Here is a 20,427-nt window from a genome sequence, read left to right as displayed (position 1 = left end):
GTTGCAAGACCGACACAAAAAGGGACCGAGCCTGCTGCCGCGCCCGGGGGAATGCGTAGGGTGCGGAGAAACCGCACACGGACGGTTGCGGGGCAATGCCGAGAGGGGACAGCGCGTGACGGTCAACATGACCAAGGGTCAGGCCATCAGCCTGCAGAAGAGCGACGGGGGGACCCTGACCGCGGTACGGATGGGGCTCGGCTGGCAGGCGGCTCCGCGCCGCGGTCTGTTCGGCTCGCGCACCCGGGAGATCGACCTGGACGCCTCGGCGGTGCTCTTCGCCGACAAGCAGCCGGTCGACGTCGTCTTCTTCCGGCACCTCGTCAGCGACGACGGCTCGGTCAAGCACACCGGGGACAACCTGGTCGGCGGCGCCGGCTCGGGCGGCGACGACGAGGCGATCCTCGTCGATCTCCAGCGCGTCCCGGTCCACATCGACCAGATCGTCTTCACGGTGAACTCCTTCACCGGCCAGACGTTCCAGGAGGTCCAGAACGCCTTCTGCCGCATCGTCGACGAGACCAACGGCCAGGAGCTCGCCCGGTACACGCTGGACGGCGGCGGCCAGTACACCGCCCAGATCATGGCGAAGGTGCACCGCTCGGGCGCCGGATGGCAGATGACGGCCCTCGGGAACCCGGCCAACGGCCGCACCTTCCAGGACCTGATGCCGTCCATCCTTCCGCACCTGTAGGCGGACCGGACCGGAACAGACCGGCACCGGCACGTGCAGCTCCCGGAGGCACCCGCTTCCGGGAGCTGCACCGCGCGGCGCCGACGCAGTACACATCGTCGAGGGGGCAGCGCAATGACGGCCGAACTGGTCCGGGGGCAGAACCACGTCCTGCCCCGGACCCGTCTGGAGATCCGGGTGTCGGCGGGCTCACCCGTCGTGGCCGGTGCCACCCTCGCCGACGAGAACGGCGTGGTGCGCGGCGCCGGGTGGATCGCCCACCCCGGCTCGCCGCAGCTGCCCGGCCTCGAAGTCTCCCGCCAGGCCGCGGCCGCCCACCGCCTCGCCGTCGACCTGGAAGCCGTACCCGCCGAGGCGCACCGGGTCACCGTGCTCCTCGCCCTCCCGGTGGGCGTCGGCGGCCCGGCCAGATTCGGCGCCACCGCCGCCCCCTTCGTCGCCGTCACCGGACTCGACGGCACCGAGATCGCCACCTTCACGCTCACCGGCCTCGACACCGAGACGGCGGTCAGCGCCCTGGAGCTCTACCGCCGCCAGGGCGCCTGGAAGGTCCGGGCCGTCGGACAGGGGTACGCGGCCGGCCTGGCCGAGATGCTCGCCGACCAGGGCCTGGCTCAGGCGGCCGAGCTGGCCGCGTCCATCCAGGAGGCGGTCTCCCGGTCCCTGGCCCGCTCGGTGGCCCCGCCGCCGCCCCGGACCCCCGAAGGCGACCGCGTACGACAGGCTTCCGGAACGCCGGACCGGCCCGCGCCGCCCGCGGACCCCTCAGCCGCGCATCCCCCGACCGCGCCCCAGGCTGCCGCGACCCCCGCGCACCCGCCGACCGGCACCGGAACGAACCCCGCAGCGGGCCCCGGTACCGGCACCGCCCCCGGCGGCCCCATCAACTACGCGCACCCGCGCCGTCAGCACGCCGCCCCGCCGACGCCGCCTCCCACTCCGCCCCCGGCCCAGCCGGGGCAGCCCCCGCAACCGGTCGCCGGGGACGCCACCGGCTGGTCGATGGACGAGCGGCTCTACAACCAGATCTGGGGCATGTTCGAGGACCTGGCCCGGGCCGCCGCTGCCTACCGCAGCGCCGTGGACTTCGCCGAGTCCCGGATGGAGCAGGAGGTGGACCGGTCGCTCTCCGACCCGCGCAACCGGATCGGCGGCGCGGGCGACCGCGCCCGCGAGGAGGCCCGCGCCAAACGCGACGAGCTGACCGCCCGGGCCCGTGAGGTCCTCGACCGCGACCTCGCCCAGCTGGCCGCCGAGACCGCCGTCGTCGAACCCGCGCTCCCCGCCGCGTACGCCGGTTGGGACAACCCCGTCTGGCACGCCCACCGCATCCCGATGGAGCTGCCGATGGCCCTGCGTCTGGGCGACCTCCATCTGCCCGAGCGTCCCGGCCTGCGCATCCCGCTGCTGGTCCGGCTGCCGCTGGAGCGGGGGATATGGGTCGACAGCGGGCGTACGGGCTCCGAGGCCGCCGCCCTCATGGACAGCGACCGGCTGCGCCGCCTCGCGATGGAGACCGCCGTCCTGCACGCGGCCCGGCTGCTCGCGGTCTACCCGCCCGGCGAGTTCTCGGTCCATGTCATCGACCCGGCGGGTGCGGCTGCCGGGCCGCTGGCGCCGCTGGTCGAGGCGGGCGTCCTCGCCGGTCCGCCGGCCGCCGGGCCCCAGGGCGTGGCCTCGGTCCTCGCCCACCTCACCCGCCGCGTGGACCTGGTGCAGATGGCGGTGCGCGCCGGTGCGGCCGACTCGCTCCCGCCCGACCTGGACACCGGCGAGCAGCTCCTGGTGGTCAACGACTTCCCGCACGGCTTCGACGACCGGGCCGTCACCCAGCTCCGCTACCTCGCCGACGAGGGCCCAGCGGTCGGCGTGCATCTGCTGATGGTCGCGGACCGCGAAGATGCGAATGCGTACGGACCGGTCCTCGACCCCCTGTGGCGCTCGCTGCTGCGGATCACACCGGTCGCCGACAGTCACCTCGCCGACCCCTGGGTCGGTCACGCCTGGACATATGAGCCGCCGGTGACACCACCGGGCAGCCAGGTCCTGGAGCAGGTCCTCGCGGCGGTCGCGGCCGCCCGGAAAGCTGCGGGCCGCTGAGCTGCGTACCCAATCTGACCTGCACTTTTGGTGAACTCTTTACTGTTTTCTTTACCTTTCCTTGGTGATGCCTGTACTGTTCGGTGCACGGAGGGGAGTACTCCTTACGCGACGTTCCCGTCAGTACGGACCGTGACCGGTCCCGGGGCGTCGGCCCGGCGCGCATCCCGTGTGCCAGGGTGGAAGAGACCTCCGGCAGCGACGACGCTGATCAGTAGCCGTAGCGAACTGCCGGAGGCGCAGTGGACGTTTCATGGACCCTTTGGGCCCTGACCATCTTTGGGCTGTCAGCCCTGATCGCCGTCGACTTCTTCATCGGGCGCAAGCCCCATGACGTGTCGACCAAGGAAGCCGGGATCTGGACGGTCGTCTGGATCGCGCTGGCCGTCCTCTTCGGACTCGGCCTGCTGGTGTTCGGCAACAGCCAGGCGTCCGGCGAGTTCTTCGCCGGATTCATCACCGAGAAGTCGCTGAGCGTCGACAACCTCTTCGTCTTCGTCCTGATCATGGCGAAGTTCTCGGTGCCCTCGCACCTCCAGCAGCGGGTGCTGCTCATCGGTGTGCTGATCGCCCTGGTGCTCCGGGCGATCTTCATCGCCGCCGGTGCCGCCGTGATCGCGAACTTCTCGTGGGTGTTCTACATCTTCGGCGCGTTCCTGATCTACACCGCCTGGAAGCTCATCCAGGAGGCGCGGGCCGGCGAGGAGGAAGAGGAGTTCGAGGAGAACCGCCTCCTCAAGTCCATCGAGAAGCGCTTCGGGGTCTCCGACCAGTACCACGGCACGAAGCTCTTCATCCAGAAGCACGGCAAGCGCGTCATGACCCCGCTGATGGTGGTCATGCTCGCCATCGGCACCACCGACGTGCTCTTCGCGCTGGACTCGATCCCGGCGATCTTCGGCCTCACCCAGGACCCGTACATCGTCTTCACGGCCAACGCGTTCGCGCTGATGGGCCTGCGCCAGCTGTACTTCCTCATCGGCGGTCTGCTGAAGAAGCTGGTCCACCTCAGCTACGGCCTGTCGGTGATCCTCGGCTTCATCGGCGTCAAGCTGGTGCTGCACGCCCTGCACGAGTCCGGGGTGCACGTGCCCGAGATCTCGATCCCGTTCTCCCTCACCGTCATCTGCGGCGTCCTGGTGGTCACCACGATCACCAGCCTGATCGCCAACAAGAAGCAGGAGGAGGCCGAGGCGGCCGCCAAGGCCAAGTCCCTCGACGCGGCCGACGAGGAGACCGAGAGCGTCAGCAGCTGACCCCGGGCCGCCCGGGGCGGCACGAGGAGTTCACCGGCAGCGGCCGGGGCGGAACGGCGCGAGCCGTCCACCCCGGCCGCTGTTCAGTCAATGGCCGAGGCCCAGACGGTCGTGGGCCGCGCCGGCGAAGGGCGGCCGGCGTCCATCGAGGTCCAGAACGACGCGTGCCGCCTCCGGCACGGTGAAGGTCATGCCGGGACCCTGGTCTGCGGGTCTGACACTGCCCGCAGCACAAGGGTCCCCGTCGGCTACCAGCCCCGCGCCCGCCACTCCGGCAGATGCGGGCGCTCGTCGCCGAGGGTCGTGTCGTTGCCGTGGCCCGGGTAGACCCAGGTCTCGTCCGGCAGCTGGTCGAACAGTTTCGTCTCGACGTCGTGCAGCAGGCTCGCGAACGCCTCGGGGTCCTTGTGCGTGTTGCCGACCCCGCCGGGGAAGAGGCAGTCCCCGGTGAACAGGTGCGGGGCCCCGTGCGGGTCGTCGTAGACCAGTGCGATGGAGCCGGGCGTGTGGCCGACCAGGTGGCGGGCGGTCAGCTCCACCCGGCCCACGGTGACCGTGTCGCCGTCCTCGACGAGCACGTCCGTGGCGACCGGGATGCCCTCGGCGTCGTAGCGGCCCGCGTACGTACGGGCGCCGGTGGCCGCCACCACCTCGGCCAGCGCCTGCCAGTGGTCGCCGTGCCGGTGGGTGGTGACCACGGAGGCGATGGAGTCGTCACCGATCAGTGCCAGCAGGGTCGCGGGCTCGGCCGCCGCGTCGATCAGGAGCTGCTCGCCGGTGGCCCGGCAGCGCAGCAGATAGGCGTTGTTGTTCATCGCGCCGACGGCGACCTTGGAGATCATCAGATCCGTCAGTTCGTGCACGCTCGCCGGTCCGCCGACCTTCACCGCTCCGCTGTACGTCATACGGCTCACCCTAATCCGTCCCGGCGGGGCCCGGACGGTGTCCCGGGCCCCGGTGGAAGGCGTCTACAGCGGGGGCAGCGGCGGCAGCGCGCCCCCGGTCACTTCCAGGGCCGAGCCGTCGCGGCGGCCGGCCAGCCAGCCGAGGAGATCGGCCGCCGTACCCCGTACCTCCACGGCCGGGCCGTCCGCCCCGCCGCCCGTGGTCCAGGCGCGGCCGTCCTCGGCGGTCACCGTGGTGCCGGGAACGTCCGGGTGGCCGCTGAAGCGGTCGGTGAGGAAGACGATCTCCCGCTCCGTGAACCCCTCCGGCAGGTCCTCCAGCTCGTAGCCGACGTCCAGGTCGACATGGTGGATCTCCACCTCGATCAGCCGGCGGAAGGGGACCCGGGAGGCGGAATCCGTCACACCGTTGCGCAGGGTGACCGTACGGGACCAGTCGGCCGGTTCGTCGGCCACCGCCTGCAAACGGTCCGCGCTCTCCCGGAAGTCGGCCAGCTGTTCGGCCAGGGGGCGGGAGGCGCCGTTCTCGATGTCGGCGTCCCGGGTTTCGCTGCTCGCGTACATCGGCAGACCCCGGAGAACATTTCCGAGCGCGTCGGCGTTACGTGACAAGTGGGTCAGGACATGGCCCCGACTCCATCCGGGCAGCCGTGACGGCTGGGCGAGTGCGGCGTTGTCCCACTTACCCGCTTCGCTGAGCAGCCGATCGGTCGCTTCGCGTACAGCTCCCAGGTCGTGCGCATGATCCATCATGCGGCCGAGCCTAGCTCCGCCACCCATTCGGGTGAAGGTGTCCCAGCGCGACCGTAAATCGAATGTGCGTGCTATACGCTCGGAGGAGACAAAGCTTCCCACATCGCTGTGGCGCCCCCCATAACCTGGAACGGGGGCTGAGTTCCCCCCGTTTCTCTCTAGAAAGGTGCGGACCGGCGTGGCCGACCGTCTCATCGTCCGTGGCGCGCGCGAGCACAACCTGAAGAACGTCTCGCTCGATCTCCCCCGTGACTCCCTCATCGTCTTCACCGGGCTCTCCGGGTCGGGCAAGTCGTCCCTCGCGTTCGACACGATCTTCGCCGAGGGCCAGCGGCGCTATGTGGAGTCCCTCTCCTCGTACGCCCGGCAGTTCCTCGGCCAGATGGACAAGCCGGACGTCGACTTCATCGAGGGCCTCTCGCCCGCCGTCTCCATCGACCAGAAGTCGACCTCGCGCAACCCGCGCTCCACGGTCGGCACCATCACGGAGGTCTACGACTACCTCCGGCTGCTCTTCGCCCGGATCGGCAAGCCGCACTGCCCCGAGTGCGGGCGCCCCATCGCCCGCCAGTCGCCGCAGGCCATCGTGGACAAGGTCCTCGGCCTGCCCGAGGGCAGCCGGTTCCAGGTGCTCTCGCCGTTGGTGCGCGAGCGCAAGGGCGAGTTCGTCGACCTCTTCGCCGACCTCCAGACCAAGGGGTACAGCCGCGCGAGGGTCGACGGCACCACCATCCAGCTCTCCGAGCCGCCCACGCTCAAGAAGCAGGAGAAGCACACCATCGAGGTGGTCATCGACCGCCTCACCGTCAAGGAGAGCGCCAAGCGCCGCCTCACCGACTCGGTGGAGACCGCCCTCGGCCTCTCCGGCGGCATGGTCGTCCTCGACTTCGTCGACCTCCCCGAGGACGACCCCGAGCGCGAGCGGATGTATTCCGAGCACCTCTACTGCGCGTACGACGACCTCTCCTTCGAGGAGCTGGAGCCGCGCTCCTTCTCCTTCAACTCGCCTTTCGGCGCCTGCCCCGACTGCACGGGCATCGGTACGCGCATGGAGGTCGACCCGGAGCTGATCGTCCCGGACGAGGAGAAGTCCCTCGACGAGGGGGCCATCCACCCCTGGTCGCACGGGCACACCAAGGAGTATTTCGGTCGGCTGATCGGCGCGCTCTCCAAGGCGCTCGGCTTCCGCACGGACATCCCCTGGGCCGGACTGCCGCAGCGCGCCAAGAAGGCCCTGCTGTACGGCCACAAGATCCAGACCGAGGTCCGCTACCGCAACCGGTACGGGCGCGAGCGCGCCTACACCACCCCCGCCTTCGAAGGCGCGGTCCAGTTCGTCAAGCGGCGCCACACCGAGGCCGAGAGCGACTCCAGCCGGGAGCGGTTCGAGGGCTACATGCGCGAGGTGCCCTGCCCCACCTGTGAGGGCACCCGGCTCAAGCCGATCGTCCTCGCGGTGACGGTGATGGAGCGGTCCATCGCCGAGGTCTCCGCGATGTCGATCAGCGAGTGCGCCGAGTTCCTCGGCCGCCTCAAGCTGAACGCCCGCGACAAGAAGATCGCCGAGCGGGTGCTCAAGGAGGTCAACGAGCGGCTGAAGTTCCTGGTCGACGTCGGCCTGGACTACCTCTCGCTCAACCGCGCGGCCGGCACGCTCTCCGGCGGCGAGGCCCAGCGCATCCGGCTCGCCACCCAGATCGGCTCCGGCCTGGTCGGCGTGCTGTACGTCCTGGACGAGCCGTCCATCGGCCTGCACCAGCGCGACAACCACCGGCTGATCGAGACCCTGGTCCGGCTCCGCGACATGGGCAACACGCTCATCGTGGTGGAGCACGACGAGGACACGATCAAGGTCGCCGACTGGGTCGTGGACATCGGCCCCGGCGCCGGTGAGCACGGCGGCAAGGTCGTCCACTCCGGCTCGCTCAAGGAGCTGCTGTCCAACAAGGAGTCGATCACCGGGCAGTATCTGTCCGGCAAGCGGGCCATCCCGACGCCGGACGTCCGCCGCCCGGTCGACCCCTCCCGCAGCCTCACGGTGCACGGCGCCCGGGAGAACAACCTCCACGACATCGACGTCTCCTTCCCGCTCGGCGTGCTCACCGCCGTCACCGGCGTCTCCGGGTCCGGGAAGTCGACCCTGGTCAACGACATCCTCTACACCCACCTGGCCCGTGAGCTGAACGGCGCCAAGTCGGTCCCCGGCCGCCACACCCGCGTCGACGGTGACGACCTCGTCGACAAGGTGGTCCACGTCGACCAGTCGCCGATCGGCCGGACCCCCCGGTCCAACCCGGCGACGTACACCGGGGTCTTCGACCACGTCCGCAGGCTGTTCGCGGAGACGATGGAGGCGAAGGTGCGCGGCTATCTGCCGGGCCGCTTCTCCTTCAACGTCAAGGGCGGCCGCTGCGAGAACTGCTCCGGCGACGGCACGATCAAGATCGAGATGAACTTCCTGCCCGACGTGTACGTCCCGTGCGAGGTCTGCCACGGTGCGCGCTACAACCGGGAGACCCTGGAGGTCCACTACAAGGGCAAGTCCATCGCCGAGGTGCTGGACATGCCGATCGAGGAGGGCCTGGAGTTCTTCGAGGCCGTCCCGGCGATCGCCCGCCACCTCCGTACGCTCAACGACGTCGGCCTCGGCTACGTCCGGCTCGGGCAGTCCGCGCCGACCCTCTCCGGCGGTGAGGCGCAGCGCGTCAAGCTGGCGAGCGAGCTCCAGAAGCGCTCCACCGGCCGCACGGTCTACGTCCTGGACGAGCCGACCACCGGTCTCCACTTCGAGGACATCAGCAAGCTGATCACGGTCCTCTCCGGTCTGGTCGACAAGGGCAACTCGGTGATCGTCATCGAGCACAACCTGGACGTCATCAAGACCGCCGACTGGGTCATCGACATGGGCCCCGAGGGCGGCAACGGCGGCGGTCTGGTGGTCGCCGAGGGGACGCCCGAGCAGGTCGCCTCGGTCCCCGCCAGCCACACCGGGAAGTTCCTCCAGGGGATCCTGGACGCGGACCGGATCAGCGAGGCCGCGGTGCCCTCGGGCCGTGGGACGGCCCGTAGGACGGCCGCGAAGAAGACCACCGCGGCGAAGAAGACCGCGGCGGCCGCTACGAAGCGGGCCACGGCGACGGCCGCCACCAGGAAGGCGACCGCCACCAAGGCCACGGCGACCAAGGCCACGGCCAAGAAGGCGACGGCGAAGAAGGCCACCGCCACCAAGGCCACCGCGAAGAAGGCGACGCGCGCCCGCAAGGCGTGAGGTGAGCCGATGGCTGTGGCCCCCTCCTGGACGGGAGGGGGCCACAACCATGACCGGGAGGGGCTCAGCCTTGACCGGGAGGGGACCAGGGACCAGCCATGACCGGCAGGGGCCGCCGCCATGACCGGCAGGGGCCCGGCCGGGACCGGGCCCGGCCGCAAGCCGTCCGTTCCCCGCCGGTATCGTCGGTTCCGTCACCTGCGGGAAGCAGACGGCCGCAACCTCGCCGCCGCCCTGCCCGCCCGGCGACACCGCCCCACCCCGAACAACGATCCGTGGAGTCCGCATGCCCGGCCTGCCCGCCGCCCGCCGTACCGTGCTGAAGGGCGCCGCGCTCGCCGGTGCCGCCGGGCTGGGAGCGGCCGCCTGCTCCACCGAGTCCAAGCTCGGCCACGCCAAGTCGCCCACCCCCACCGCGCCCGTCGCCCTCGGCGAGGCCTCGGCGGTGCCCGTCGGCGGCGCCAAGCTCTACCGCGAGCAGCGCCTCGTCGTGAGCTGTCCGGCGAAGGGCGAGTACAAGGCGTTCAGCGCCCAGTGCACCCACGGCGGCTGCGTCCTGACCAAGATCGAGGGCACCGAGGGCCACTGCGCCTGCCACGGCAGCCGCTTCGACACGACCACCGGCGAGGTCGTCCAGGGCCCGGCCACCGTGCCGCTGCCCGCCGTCCCGGTCACCGCCGAGGGCGGACAGCTCGTCGCGGGCCCGGACGCCTGACACGGCCCCCCGGCCTGGACGTCTGACGCCCTCGCCAGGCCGGGACGCTGGCACCGCCCCCCGGCCCGGACGCCTGACGCCCCCGCCCGGCCCGGACGCTGACCCCATCCGGTAACCCCGTAACCCGTAGCCACGCGACCCGTAACGCGGACCAGGCGGTCACTCCCAGTCCCAGTCGATGCCCACGAGCCCCGGCCGCACCCCCTCCTCCACCACGTGCACCGTCCGGTGCAGGCCGGTCAGCGTGAGGTCCCGGCGGGCCGCGCGCGCCGCACCGGCCGAGGACTGCTCGAACCGGCGGCACCGCACCGGCAGCGCCCCCTCGTCGAAGCCGACCTGGAGCACGTACTGCCCGCCGCCGAAGGTGAAGCCGCGCACGTACTCGTCGCTGGGGCCGCCCGTACCGTCCTCGAAGCCGTAGCCGAAGACGTACGTCTCGCCCGACCGCAGCCGGGTGTCGAAGAGCAGCTCCGCCACCAGCACCCCCGCCTCCGCGTCCCAGCGCACCCGCCCGGTCCGGCAGTTCTCCCCGGGCCGCACCGCGATCCGCGCCGGGTCGCACCCCGTATCGCCCCGGTGGATCGCCAGATAGCGGTCGACGCCGTCCCGGTGCGCCCGTACGACATGGAGCGAGGTGCGGCCCGCCAGCTCGCGGCGGGCCCCGATCCGTACCCGCTCCTGGTGGTCCACGGTGTGCAGCCCGCCGTCCACCGGTGACTCCATCGCCGCCAGCAGCCGCTCCACCGCCCCCGAGGACTCCAGCAGCGAGCGGTACGAGCGTGCCGCCGGGCGCTCCCCGTCGCCGCCGGGACCGTCGCCCCGCAGCAGCCGCAGCAGCGAGTCGTCCGGCAGCGCGAGTACGTCCTCCAGAGCGCGGACCGCCCGCAGCGACTCCGGGCGGCGGGGTCGGCGTACGCCCTGCTGCCAGTAACTCAGGCTGGTCACCCCGAGCTTGACGCCCCGGTGCGCCAGATGGTGCTGCACCCGGTGCAGCGGCAGCCCGCGCACCGAGAGGGCGGTGCGCAGGGCGAGATGGAAGGGGCCGGTGTGCAGGACTTGCGTCAGTTCGGTCTCGGTCTGCCGCATGGCGGGCCTCCGGTGAACATTCACGTGGGGGAGAGGGGACACCGTCCCCGGGGGATGCGGGGGAGCAGGTGAAGGGGCTGCGCCGTTCACACGGGCGTCGCGCCGTTCACACCGTGATGTCACTCCGCATTGAAGCGTGTTGACCTGCTCCGGACAACGGTCGATGCTCCTCATCAGCGTCCGGACGCGCTCCTCCGATCCCCACCCCCCGCCTTGGGAGGAACGCCATGCGCAACCGAAGAATCCGGCCCCGAAGGCTCTCGTTCACGGCCCTTCTGGCCGCCGCCCTCCTCGCCGTCCCCGCGGCCACCGCCACCGCGGCCCAGTCCCCGTCCGCATCGCAGGACGGCGTCACCGTCGCCGCCGCCCAGCGCCTCAACATCACCATGCAGGCCCAGCAGAAGAGCAACTGGTGCTGGGCGGCCGGCGGCAACACCATCGCCGCCTGGTTCGGCCGCAGCTACTCCCAGAACCAGTTCTGCAACGCCGCCTTCAACCGCTCGCAGAACACCGAGTGCCCCAACTCGCAGGCCACCCTCGGCAATGTCCAGACCGGCCTGTCCTGGACCGGCGTCCGGCCCGGCAGTTACGTCACCGGATGGCTGCGCTACCCGACCGTCCAGAGTGAGATAGCCGCCCAGCGGCCCATCGAGACCCGCATCCAGTGGTCGTCCGGCGGCGGCCACATGCACGTCATCTACGGCTACGACGACGCCAACAGCTGGGTCTACTGGGGCGACCCGTGGCCCTCCAGCGACCGCTACAACTGGGCCTCGCACTCCTGGTACGTCAACAACAACCAGTTCTCCTGGACCCACTCGCTCTACCGGATCGGGGCGTGAGGACATGACCGCGACCACCCGGCGCCTCGCCGTCGCCACCGCACTCGCCGCCACCGCCCTGCTCGCCGCCGCGCCCGTGGCCTCCGCCGACGAGGCGCCCGCCCCGCCCAAGCTGACCGCCGCCACCCAGGAAGCCGCCCACGAGGCCGCCTCCGCACCGGAGACCCTGGGCACGCTGTCCCGGTTCTTCGCCCGGGAGGGAGCGGTGGCGCGTACGGCGGCCGCCCCGCGCATCGAGGCGAAGACCGTCCCCGTACGCACGCTCTCCGCCGAGTTCGTCGCCGGGAAGCCGGGGGCCGCGCCGAGCACCCTGGACTACCTCGCCGCCACCGCCGTCTCCTCCGACGGCCAGAAGGCCTCCCTGTGGACCGTCCCCGGGGGAGGCGCGGGCGGGAAGTGGCAGGTGGTGAACATCGCCACCGGCGACGACGAGGCCCGCTACACCGCGCTGGGGGCCCGCAAGCTCCCCGGCGGCACGGTGTTCCGGGAACCGCAGATCGACGCCTGGTACGTCCACGACGCCTCCCGGGTCCTTCCGCTGGACGAGGACGCGACGGCGGCCGTGGGCGCGAAGGGCACCACCCTGAACGCCTACCGGACCCGGGTGAAGGAGGCGTACGGCGACAAGCTGCCCGGCTCCGGCTACGCGAAGTCCGGCAAGGCGGGGGGTTACGGCCCCGAGGCGGCGGCCGCCCCCGGTGCCGCCGAGGCCCCCGCACCGGGCCCCGCGCTCGCCGACGCGGCGGGCACCGGCACCCCGGACACCGCCCTGACCACCGTCTCCACGATGGCCGGAGCGGGGGCCCTGCTCGCCCTGGCCCTCGGCGGCGCCACCGCCGTACGCCACCGGATCCGCACCCGGCAGAACCCCGCGCCGGACGCCTGAGCGGAGCGCTCCGGGGCCGTCGGCACCACCGGCGCCCCGGAGCGCACCGGTCACCCGGAGGACGACGTACTGTCACACCCCGCAAGTAGGGTGTGAGACATGGCAGACCCCTCCAGCTACCGCCCCAGCCCGGGGCAGATCCCCGACTCCCCGGGGGTCTACAAGTTCCGCGACGAGCACCGCCGGGTGATCTACGTCGGGAAGGCCAAGAACCTCCGCCAGCGCGTGGCCAACTACTTCCAGGACCTGGCCAATCTCCACCCGCGTACGCGATCGATGGTCACGACCGCCGCCTCCGTCGAGTGGACGGTCGTCTCCACCGAGGTCGAGGCGCTCCAGCTGGAGTACACCTGGATCAAGGAGTTCGACCCCCGGTTCAACGTCAAGTACCGGGACGACAAGAGCTATCCCTATCTGGCCGTCACGCTGAACGAGGAGTTCCCCCGCGTCCAGGTGATGCGCGGCGCGAAGAAGAAGGGCGTGCGCTACTTCGGTCCGTACGGGCACGCCTGGGCGATCCGCGAGACCGTCGACCTGATGCTCCGCGTCTTCCCCGTCCGCACCTGCTCCGCCGGGGTCTTCAAGAACGCCGCCCGCACCGGCCGCCCCTGCCTGCTCGGCTACATCGACAAGTGCTCGGCCCCCTGCGTCGGCCGGGTCACCCCCGAGGAACACCGGGAGCTGGCCGAGGACTTCTGCGACTTCATGGCCGGGCGCACGGGCACCTACATCCGCCGCCTGGAGAAGGACATGACGCAGGCGGCCGAGGAGATGGAGTACGAGCGCGCCGCCCGCCTCCGGGACGACGCGGAGGCCCTCAAGCGGGCCATGGAGAAGAGCGCCGTCGTCCTCGCGGACGCCACCGACGCCGACCTGATCGCCGTCGCCGAGGACGAGCTGGAGGCGGCCCTCCAGATCTTCCACGTGCGCGGCGGCCGGGTCCGCGGCCAGCGCGGCTGGGTCACCGACAAGGTCGAGGCGGTCGACACCTCCGGCCTCGTCGAACACGCCCTCCAGCAGCTGTACGGGGAGGAGCGCGGCGACGCCGTCCCCAAGGAGGTCCTGGTCCCCGCCCTGCCCGAGGACACCGAAGCGGTCTCCCAGTGGCTCGCCGAGCGCCGGGGCTCCCAGGTCAGCCTGCGCATCCCGCAGCGCGGCGACAAGAAGGACCTCATGGCGACGGTCCAGCGCAACGCGCAGCAGGCGCTCGGCCTGCACAAGACCAAGCGCGCCTCCGACCTGACCACCCGCTCCCGCGCCCTGGAGGAGATCGCGGAGGCGCTCGGCCTGGACACGGCCCCGCTGCGCATCGAGTGCTACGACATCTCCCACCTCCAGGGGGACGACGTGGTGGCCTCCATGGTGGTCTTCGAGGACGGCCTCGCCCGCAAGAGTGAGTACCGCCGCTTCCAGATCAAGGGCTTCGAGGGCCAGGACGATGTCCGGTCGATGCACGAGGTGATCGGCCGCCGCTTCAAGCGCTACCTCCAGGAGAAGGAGCGCACGGGGGAGTGGGAGCAGGCGCCGCAGGCGGCCGGGGAGACGCCGGCGACCGGCGAAGCCCTCCCGGGAGCCGCCTCCGCGCCCACCGGCCAGACCTCCGCCGACCCCGCCCTCGGGATCACCGGCCCGGCCCCCGCCGATCCACTCACCGGCCCGGCCCCCACCGGCCCCGTCCCCGCTCCAACGCTCACCCCCGCCTCCCCGGTCGACGAGATCGACCCCCGGGAGGACGACGGACGGCCCAAGCGGTTCGCCTACCCGCCGCAGCTCGTCGTGGTCGACGGCGGACAGCCCCAGGTCGCCGCCGCCAAGCGCGCCCTGGACGAGCTGGGCATCGACGACATCGCCGTCTGCGGCTTGGCCAAGCGGCTGGAGGAGGTCTGGCTCCCCGATGACGACGACCCCGTCGTCCTGCCCCGCTCCAGCGAGGGCCTCTACCTCCTCCAGCGCGTCCGCGACGAGGCCCACCGCTTCGCCATCACCTACCAGCGCGCCAAGCGGGCCAAGCGCATCCGCTCCAGCCCCCTGGACGATGTGGCGGGCCTGGGCGAGACCCGCAAGCAGGCCCTGATCAAGCATTTCGGCTCCGTGAAGAAGCTCCGGCAGGCGACAATCGAAGAGATCTGCGAGGTCCCCGGCATAGGGCGCAGGACGGCCGAAGCGGTGGCGGCTGCCCTCGCCTCGGCCGCTCCCGCGACCCCTGCCGTGAACACGGCCACAGGAGAGATCATGGAAGAGGACGACGGGGGCACGTCATGACCGAGCACACCGGCCGGGCCGCCCACCAGGGCCTCGGCGCGCGCCCCGACGACCAGCAGCACGAACGAACAGACCGAGCAGACGGAGCAGACGTGAGTACGAACACCACGAACGAGACGGGCGAGGCAGTGGCGCCGGCCATCCCCGAGCTGGTGATCATCTCCGGCATGTCCGGCGCCGGACGCAGCACCGCCGCCAAGTGTCTGGAGGACCTCGGCTGGTTCGTCGTCGACAACCTGCCGCCCGCGCTGATCCCCACCATGGTGGAGCTGGGCGCCCGCTCCCAGGGCAACGTGGCGCGGATCGCCGTCGTCGTCGACGTACGCGGCCGCCGCTTCTTCGACAACCTCCGCGAATCCCTCGCCGACCTGGAGGCCAAGCACGTCACCCGGCGGATCGTCTTCCTGGAGTCCTCCGACGATGCCCTGGTGCGCCGCTTCGAGTCCGTCCGCCGCCCGCACCCCCTCCAGGGCGACGGCCGCATCGTCGACGGCATCGCCGCCGAGCGCGACCTGCTGCGCGAGCTGCGCGGCGACGCCGACCTGGTCATCGACACCTCCAGCCTCAACGTGCACGAGCTGCGGGCCAAGATGGACGCCCAGTTCGCGGGCGAGTCGGAGCCGGAGCTGCGCGCCACGGTGATGTCCTTCGGCTACAAGTACGGCCTGCCCGTCGACGCCGACCTGGTCGTCGACTGCCGCTTCCTGCCCAACCCGCACTGGGTCCCGGAGCTGCGCCCCTTCACCGGCCTCAACGAGGAGGTCTCCGGTTACGTCTTCGACCAGCCCGGGGCCAAGGAGTTCCTCAACCAGTACACGGAGCTGCTCCAGCTGATCGCCGCGGGCTACCGCCGCGAGGGCAAGCGGTACGTGACCATCGCCGTGGGCTGCACGGGCGGCAAGCACCGCTCCGTCGCCATGTCGGAGAAGCTCTCGGCCCGCCTCGCCGCCGAAGGCATCGAGACCGTCCTCGTCCACCGGGACATGGGGCGAGAGTGACCGGTCGCAATCTGCGGATGCGGCGGCTGAGCCGTGCCACATCGGCGCTCTCCGGCCGCAAACGCGGTGGACAGCCCAAGGTTGTCGCGCTCGGCGGCGGCATGGGCCTCTCGGCGTCCCTGGCGGCGCTGCGCCGGATCACCGGCGACCTCACGGCCGTGGTCACCGTCGCCGACGACGGCGGCTCCAGCGGCCGACTGCGCGAGGAGCTGGGCGTCCTGCCGCCCGGGGACCTGCGCAAGGCGCTCGCCGCGCTCTGCGGCGACGACGACTGGGGCCGCACCTGGTCCCGGGTCGTCCAGCACCGCTTCGAGTCCAAGGGTGACCTGCACGGACACGCGGTCGGCAATCTGCTGATCGTGGCCCTGTGGGAGCAGCTCGGCGACCATGTCCAGGCCCTGGACCTGGTCGGCAAGCTGCTGGGCGCGAACGGCCGGGTGCTGCCCATGTCCGCCGTGCCTTTGGAGCTCCAGGCGCTGGTCAAGGGGCATGACCCCGAGCTGCCCGACGCGATCGTCACCGTCCGCGGCCAGGCCACCGTCGCGCTCACCCCGGGCGAGGTGCAGTCCGTGCACGTCGTCCCGCCCGACCCGCCGGCCGTCCCGGAAGCCGTCGAGGCGGTCCTCGACGCGGACTGGGTGGTGCTCGGTCCGGGCTCCTGGTTCTCCTCGGTGATCCCGCACCTGCTGGTGCCGGAACTCCTCGACGCACTCGTCACCACGAAGGCCCGCAAGGTCCTGTCGTTGAATCTCGCACCACAGCCCGGTGAAACCGAGGGGTTCTCACCGCAGCGTCATTTGGAGGTTTTGGGACGACACGCCCCTAAACTCGCCTTGGACGTGGTGCTGGCCGACGAGGCAGCCGTGCCCGACCGCGAATCCCTCGCCGATGCCGCACAACGGCTCGGAGCCGCGGTCGAGCTGGCGCCGGTGGCATCGCCCGACGGCGTTCCGGTCCATGATCAGGAGCTGTTGGCCGCCGCGTACGACCGTATTTTTCGGATGCATGGAAGGATCGGCCCATGGCGATGACGCCAGCGGTGAAGGACGAAATCTCTCGGCTTCCCGTCACCCGGACCTGCTGCAGGAAGGCAGAGGTCTCGGCGATTCTTCGGTTCGCGGGCGGGCTGCACCTGGTGAGCGGCCGCATTGTGATCGAGGCGGAGCTGGACACCGCGATGGCGGCGCGCCGGCTCAAGCGCGACATCCTCGAGATCTTCGGGCACAGCTCGGAGCTGATCGTGATGGCCCCCGGCGGGCTGCGGCGCGGCTCGCGCTATGTCGTACGGGTGGTGGCGGGCGGCGACCAGCTGGCCCGCCAGACGGGTCTGGTGGACGGCCGCGGCCGCCCCATCCGCGGGCTGCCCCCGCAGGTGGTCTCGGGGGCCACCTGCGACGCCGAGGCCGCCTGGCGCGGGGCGTTCCTCGCGCACGGCTCGCTCACCGAGCCCGGCCGCTCCTCCTCGCTGGAGGTCACCTGCCCAGGACCGGAGGCGGCCCTCGCCCTGGTCGGCGCGGCCCGCAGGCTCTCCATCGCCGCCAAGGCCCGCGAGGTGCGGGGCGTGGACCGGGTCGTCGTCCGCGACGGCGACGCCATCGGCGCCCTGCTCACCCGGCTCGGCGCCCATGAGTCGGTGCTGGCCTGGGAGGAGCGCCGGATGCGGCGCGAGGTCCGCGCCACGGCCAACCGCCTCGCCAACTTCGACGACGCCAACCTGCGCCGCTCGGCCCGCGCGGCGGTCGCCGCCGGGGCCCGGGTGGGGCGCGCGCTGGAGATCCTCGGCGAGGAGGTCCCCGAGCACCTCGCGGCGGCCGGCCGGCTGCGCATGGAGCACAAGCAGGCCTCGCTGGAGGAGCTGGGAGCGCTCGCCGACCCGCCGCTGACCAAGGACGCCGTCGCCGGCCGGATCCGCCGTCTGCTGGCCATGGCCGACAAGCGCGCCCAGGATCTCGGCATCCCCGGCACGGAGGCCACGCTCAGCGAGGAGCTGGCGGACGGCCTGGTCGGTTGACCCGGCCACCGACAGCCGGCCGACTCGGCCACCGACAGCCGGCTGAGCCCGCCACCGACAGCCGGCCGACTCGGCCGCGAACACAGGACGTTGGTCCCCGGCCGCAGGGACCAAGGTCCTGAAGCCTGAACGGAGGCCCGTGACCCTACTGGGGAGTACGGGCCTCCCGGCGTGTTCGGGTGGCGCGTACGGCCCCTCTCGATGTCACCCCGGGGCCCTTGGAGGGGTAGGGTCGGAGGCGGTCGGGGACATCCCTATACAACTCGCCGGCGTCGAAAACCGGCGTACCTATACGAGGAGATCGGTTCGTGACGATCCGCGTAGGCATCAACGGCTTTGGCCGCATCGGTCGTAACTACTTCCGCGCGCTGCTGGAGCAGGGTGCGGACATCGAGATCGTGGCTGTCAACGACCTGGGTGACACTGCGACCACGGCCCACCTGCTGAAGTACGACACCATCCTGGGTCGTCTCAAGGCAGAGGTCAGCCACACCGCCGACACCATCACGGTCGACGGCCACACCATCAAGGTGCTCTCCGAGCGCAACCCGGCCGACATCCCCTGGGGTGAGCTGGGCGTCGACATCGTCATCGAGTCGACCGGCATCTTCACCAAGAAGGCCGACGCGGAGAAGCACATCGCCGGTGGCGCCAAGAAGGTCCTCATCTCGGCTCCGGCCAAGGACGAGGACATCACCATCGTGATGGGCGTCAACCAGGACAAGTACGACGCGGCCAACCACCACGTCATCTCCAACGCCTCCTGCACCACCAACTGTGTGGCGCCGATGGCCAAGGTTCTCGACGAGAACTTCGGCATCGTCAAGGGCCTGATGACGACGGTCCACGCGTACACCAACGACCAGCGCATCCTGGACTTCCCGCACTCGGACCTGCGCCGCGCCCGCGCCGCCGCCGAGAACATCATCCCGACCACGACCGGTGCCGCCAAGGCCACCGCCCTGGTCCTCCCGCAGCTCAAGGGCAAGCTCGACGGCATCGCGATGCGCGTCCCGGTCCCGACCGGTTCCGCCACCGACCTCGTCGTCACCCTCGACCGCGAGGTCACCAAGGACGAGGTCAACGCCGCGTTCAAGAAGGCCGCCGACGACGGCGACCTCAAGGGCTTCCTGACGTACACCGAGGACCCGATCGTCTCCTCGGACATCGTCGGCGACCCGTCGTCCTGCACCTTCGACTCCTCCCTGACCATGGTCCAGGAGGGGAACACGGTGAAGATCCTCGGCTGGTACGACAACGAGTGGGGCTACTCCAACCGCCTCGTCGACCTCACGGTCTTCGTCGGCGAGCAGCTCTGACCCTCGGGTCGGCAGGCACAACGATGTGAGTAAGGGGCTCGGCCGGCGCAACGACGCGCCGGCCGGGCCTCTTAGCATGTTCATCCGTCCTTGCAAGGAGTAACGGAAGACCAGATGAAGACGATCGACGAACTTCTCACCGAAGGGGTCGCCGGCAGGCGGGTATTCGTCCGCGCCGACCTCAACGTGCCGCTGGACGGCACCACCATCACCGACGACGGCCGTATCCGCGCCGTCGTACCGACGGTCGCCAAGCTCGCCGAGGCCGGCGCGCGGGTCGTCGTCGCCTCGCACCTGGGCCGCCCCAAGGGCGCCCCGGACCCGGCGTTCTCGCTGGCGCCCGCCGCCGCCCGCCTCGGTGAACTCCTCGGTGCCGACGTCGCCTTCGCGACCGACACCGTCGGCGACTCGGCCCGCGCCACCGTCGCGGGCCTGGAGGACGGCCAGGTCGCCGTCGTCGAGAACCTCCGCTTCAACGCCGGGGAGACCGCCAAGGACGACGCCGAGCGCGGCGCCTTCGCCGACCGGCTCGCCGAGCTCGCCGACGTGTACGTGGGCGACGGCTTCGGTGCCGTACACCGCAAGCACGCCTCCGTCTTCGACCTCCCGGCGCGGCTGCCGCACTACGCGGGCTACCTCATCGCCACCGAGGTCGGGGTGCTGAAGAAGCTCACCACCGACGTCAAGCGGCCGTACGCCGTCGTCCTCGGCGGCGCCAAGGTCTCCGACAAGCTCGGCGTCATCGACCACCTGCTGGAGCGGGCCGACCGCATCCTCATCGGCGGCGGCATGGCGTACACCTTCCTCAAGGCCCAGGGCCACGAGGTCGGCAGCTCGCTGCTCCAGGAGGACCAGATCCCCGCCGTACAGGAGTACCTGCGGCGCGCGGAGGAGAAGGGCGTGGAGTTCGTCCTCCCGGTCGACGTCGTCGTCGCCCCCGCCTTCCCCGACCTGAAGACCAAGGCCCCGGCCGACGCCTCCACCGTCGCCGCCGACGCCATCCCGGCCGGTCAGATGGGTCTGGACAACGGGCCGGAGACCAACAAGCTCTACGCATCGAAGCTCGCCGACGCGGCCACCGTCTTCTGGAACGGCCCGATGGGCGTCTTCGAGCACCCCGACTTCGCCGACGGCACCCGCGCGGTCGCCCAGGCGCTCGTCGACTCCCCGGCCTTCAGCGTCGTCGGCGGTGGCGACTCCGCCGCGGCCGTCCGCATCCTGGGCTTCGACGAGAATGCTTTCGGACATATTTCGACCGGTGGCGGCGCCAGCCTCGAATACCTCGAGGGCAAGACGCTTCCCGGCCTCGCCGCACTGGAGGACTGAACCTCA

At 71.3% G+C, this 20,427-nt stretch carries 16 protein-coding genes; 13 read left to right on the top strand and 3 right to left on the bottom strand.

Features of this window, described 5'->3' with window-relative positions; genetic code table 11:
• The first annotated feature begins 115 nt into the window (after positions 1-115).
• The 3 genes from GTY67_RS06285 (at position 116) to GTY67_RS06275 (ending at position 4,050) form a co-directional block, all read left to right on the top strand.
• Positions 116-694, top strand: coding sequence for a TerD family protein (locus GTY67_RS06285; RefSeq protein ID WP_093686411.1), 579 nt, complete (start codon positions 116-118; stop codon positions 692-694).
• A gap of 114 nt (positions 695-808) precedes the next feature.
• The gene (locus GTY67_RS06280; RefSeq protein ID WP_161278044.1) at positions 809-2,794 is read left to right on the top strand and encodes a TerD family protein; all 1,986 of its coding nucleotides are present in this window, start codon (positions 809-811) and stop codon (positions 2,792-2,794) included.
• 242 nt (positions 2,795-3,036) lie between these two features.
• Positions 3,037-4,050 (top strand): TerC family protein, encoded by a 1,014-nt coding sequence (locus GTY67_RS06275; protein ID WP_093686413.1) that lies wholly within the window; start codon positions 3,037-3,039, stop codon positions 4,048-4,050.
• Between the two features lie 248 nt (positions 4,051-4,298).
• Here the strand turns inward: GTY67_RS06275 and GTY67_RS06270 are convergent, their stop codons facing one another.
• On the bottom strand, positions 4,299-4,955 hold the full coding sequence (locus GTY67_RS06270) for an MBL fold metallo-hydrolase (protein ID WP_161278043.1): 657 nt from the start codon (positions 4,953-4,955) through the stop codon (positions 4,299-4,301).
• A gap of 63 nt (positions 4,956-5,018) precedes the next feature.
• On the bottom strand, positions 5,019-5,708 hold the full coding sequence (locus GTY67_RS06265) for a maleylpyruvate isomerase family mycothiol-dependent enzyme (protein ID WP_161278042.1): 690 nt from the start codon (positions 5,706-5,708) through the stop codon (positions 5,019-5,021).
• Between the two features lie 178 nt (positions 5,709-5,886).
• Here GTY67_RS06265 and uvrA point away from each other — a divergent pair, with 178 nt between their 5' ends.
• Entirely contained in the window at positions 5,887-8,976 is a 3,090-nt protein-coding gene (gene uvrA, locus GTY67_RS06260) for an excinuclease ABC subunit UvrA (protein ID WP_161278041.1), read from the top strand.
• Positions 8,977-9,262: 286 nt separating this feature from the next.
• Positions 9,263-9,691, top strand: a complete 429-nt coding sequence (locus GTY67_RS06255; protein WP_093686417.1) for a Rieske (2Fe-2S) protein — start codon at positions 9,263-9,265, stop codon at positions 9,689-9,691.
• A gap of 159 nt (positions 9,692-9,850) precedes the next feature.
• Here the strand turns inward: GTY67_RS06255 and GTY67_RS06250 are convergent, their stop codons facing one another.
• Positions 9,851-10,777, bottom strand: coding sequence for a hypothetical protein (locus tag GTY67_RS06250; protein WP_093686418.1), 927 nt, complete (start codon positions 10,775-10,777; stop codon positions 9,851-9,853).
• Between the two features lie 227 nt (positions 10,778-11,004).
• On the opposite strand from GTY67_RS06250, the gene GTY67_RS06245 reads away from it, so the two are divergent.
• The 8 genes from GTY67_RS06245 to GTY67_RS06210 all read left to right on the top strand — a co-directional run bounded on the left by GTY67_RS06245 (position 11,005) and on the right by GTY67_RS06210 (position 20,421).
• Positions 11,005-11,619, top strand: coding sequence for a papain-like cysteine protease family protein (locus tag GTY67_RS06245; RefSeq protein WP_093686419.1), 615 nt, complete (start codon positions 11,005-11,007; stop codon positions 11,617-11,619).
• A gap of 4 nt (positions 11,620-11,623) precedes the next feature.
• Positions 11,624-12,505 (top strand): hypothetical protein, encoded by an 882-nt coding sequence (locus GTY67_RS06240; RefSeq protein WP_093686420.1) that lies wholly within the window; start codon positions 11,624-11,626, stop codon positions 12,503-12,505.
• 99 nt (positions 12,506-12,604) lie between these two features.
• A complete protein-coding gene (uvrC, locus tag GTY67_RS06235; protein WP_161278040.1) occupies positions 12,605-14,767 on the top strand; it encodes an excinuclease ABC subunit UvrC in 2,163 nt (720 codons plus the stop codon).
• Positions 14,764-15,765 carry an RNase adapter RapZ gene (gene rapZ, locus GTY67_RS06230; RefSeq protein ID WP_237502556.1) on the top strand — a complete coding sequence of 334 codons (1,002 nt, stop codon included), beginning with the start codon at positions 14,764-14,766 and terminating at the stop codon, positions 15,763-15,765. Before uvrC ends, rapZ begins: the two co-directional genes overlap by 4 nt.
• A complete protein-coding gene (gene yvcK / locus GTY67_RS06225) occupies positions 15,762-16,796 on the top strand; it encodes a uridine diphosphate-N-acetylglucosamine-binding protein YvcK (protein WP_093686422.1) in 1,035 nt (344 codons plus the stop codon). Before rapZ ends, yvcK begins: the two co-directional genes overlap by 4 nt.
• A complete protein-coding gene (whiA, locus tag GTY67_RS06220) occupies positions 16,787-17,776 on the top strand; it encodes a DNA-binding protein WhiA (protein WP_084745309.1) in 990 nt (329 codons plus the stop codon). The genes yvcK and whiA overlap by 10 nt, the downstream gene beginning before the upstream one ends.
• A gap of 308 nt (positions 17,777-18,084) precedes the next feature.
• Positions 18,085-19,095 carry a type I glyceraldehyde-3-phosphate dehydrogenase gene (gene gap / locus GTY67_RS06215; protein ID WP_093686423.1) on the top strand — a complete coding sequence of 337 codons (1,011 nt, stop codon included), beginning with the start codon at positions 18,085-18,087 and terminating at the stop codon, positions 19,093-19,095.
• A 114-nt stretch (positions 19,096-19,209) separates the two neighbouring features.
• Positions 19,210-20,421 carry a phosphoglycerate kinase gene (locus GTY67_RS06210; RefSeq protein WP_161278039.1) on the top strand — a complete coding sequence of 404 codons (1,212 nt, stop codon included), beginning with the start codon at positions 19,210-19,212 and terminating at the stop codon, positions 20,419-20,421.
• Positions 20,422-20,427: the final 6 nt, after the last annotated feature.

This window comes from Streptomyces sp. SID8374, assembly GCF_009865135.1.
GTDB lineage: Bacteria > Actinomycetota > Actinomycetes > Streptomycetales > Streptomycetaceae > Streptomyces.
The sequence above is the reverse complement of the archived record's forward strand: the minus strand, read 5'-3'. Positions and strand labels throughout refer to the sequence as shown.

Excerpts from the sequence above, each read along its gene's own strand:
- GTY67_RS06245 (WP_093686419.1), top strand. The coding sequence starts at position 11,005 with ATGCGCAACCGAAGAATCCGGCCCCGAAGGCTCTCGTTCACGGCCCTT.
- whiA (WP_084745309.1), top strand. The coding sequence starts at position 16,787 with ATGGCGATGACGCCAGCGGTGAAGGACGAAATCTCTCGGCTTCCCGTC.
- GTY67_RS06280 (WP_161278044.1), top strand. The coding sequence starts at position 809 with ATGACGGCCGAACTGGTCCGGGGGCAGAACCACGTCCTGCCCCGGACC.
- uvrC (WP_161278040.1), top strand. The coding sequence starts at position 12,605 with ATGGCAGACCCCTCCAGCTACCGCCCCAGCCCGGGGCAGATCCCCGAC.
- GTY67_RS06210 (WP_161278039.1), top strand. The coding sequence starts at position 19,210 with ATGAAGACGATCGACGAACTTCTCACCGAAGGGGTCGCCGGCAGGCGG.
- GTY67_RS06270 (WP_161278043.1), bottom strand. The coding sequence starts at position 4,955 with ATGACGTACAGCGGAGCGGTGAAGGTCGGCGGACCGGCGAGCGTGCAC.
- rapZ (WP_237502556.1), top strand. The coding sequence starts at position 14,764 with ATGACCGAGCACACCGGCCGGGCCGCCCACCAGGGCCTCGGCGCGCGC.
- GTY67_RS06265 (WP_161278042.1), bottom strand. The coding sequence starts at position 5,708 with ATGATGGATCATGCGCACGACCTGGGAGCTGTACGCGAAGCGACCGAT.
- GTY67_RS06240 (WP_093686420.1), top strand. The coding sequence starts at position 11,624 with ATGACCGCGACCACCCGGCGCCTCGCCGTCGCCACCGCACTCGCCGCC.
- GTY67_RS06255 (WP_093686417.1), top strand. The coding sequence starts at position 9,263 with ATGCCCGGCCTGCCCGCCGCCCGCCGTACCGTGCTGAAGGGCGCCGCG.
- GTY67_RS06250 (WP_093686418.1), bottom strand. The coding sequence starts at position 10,777 with ATGCGGCAGACCGAGACCGAACTGACGCAAGTCCTGCACACCGGCCCC.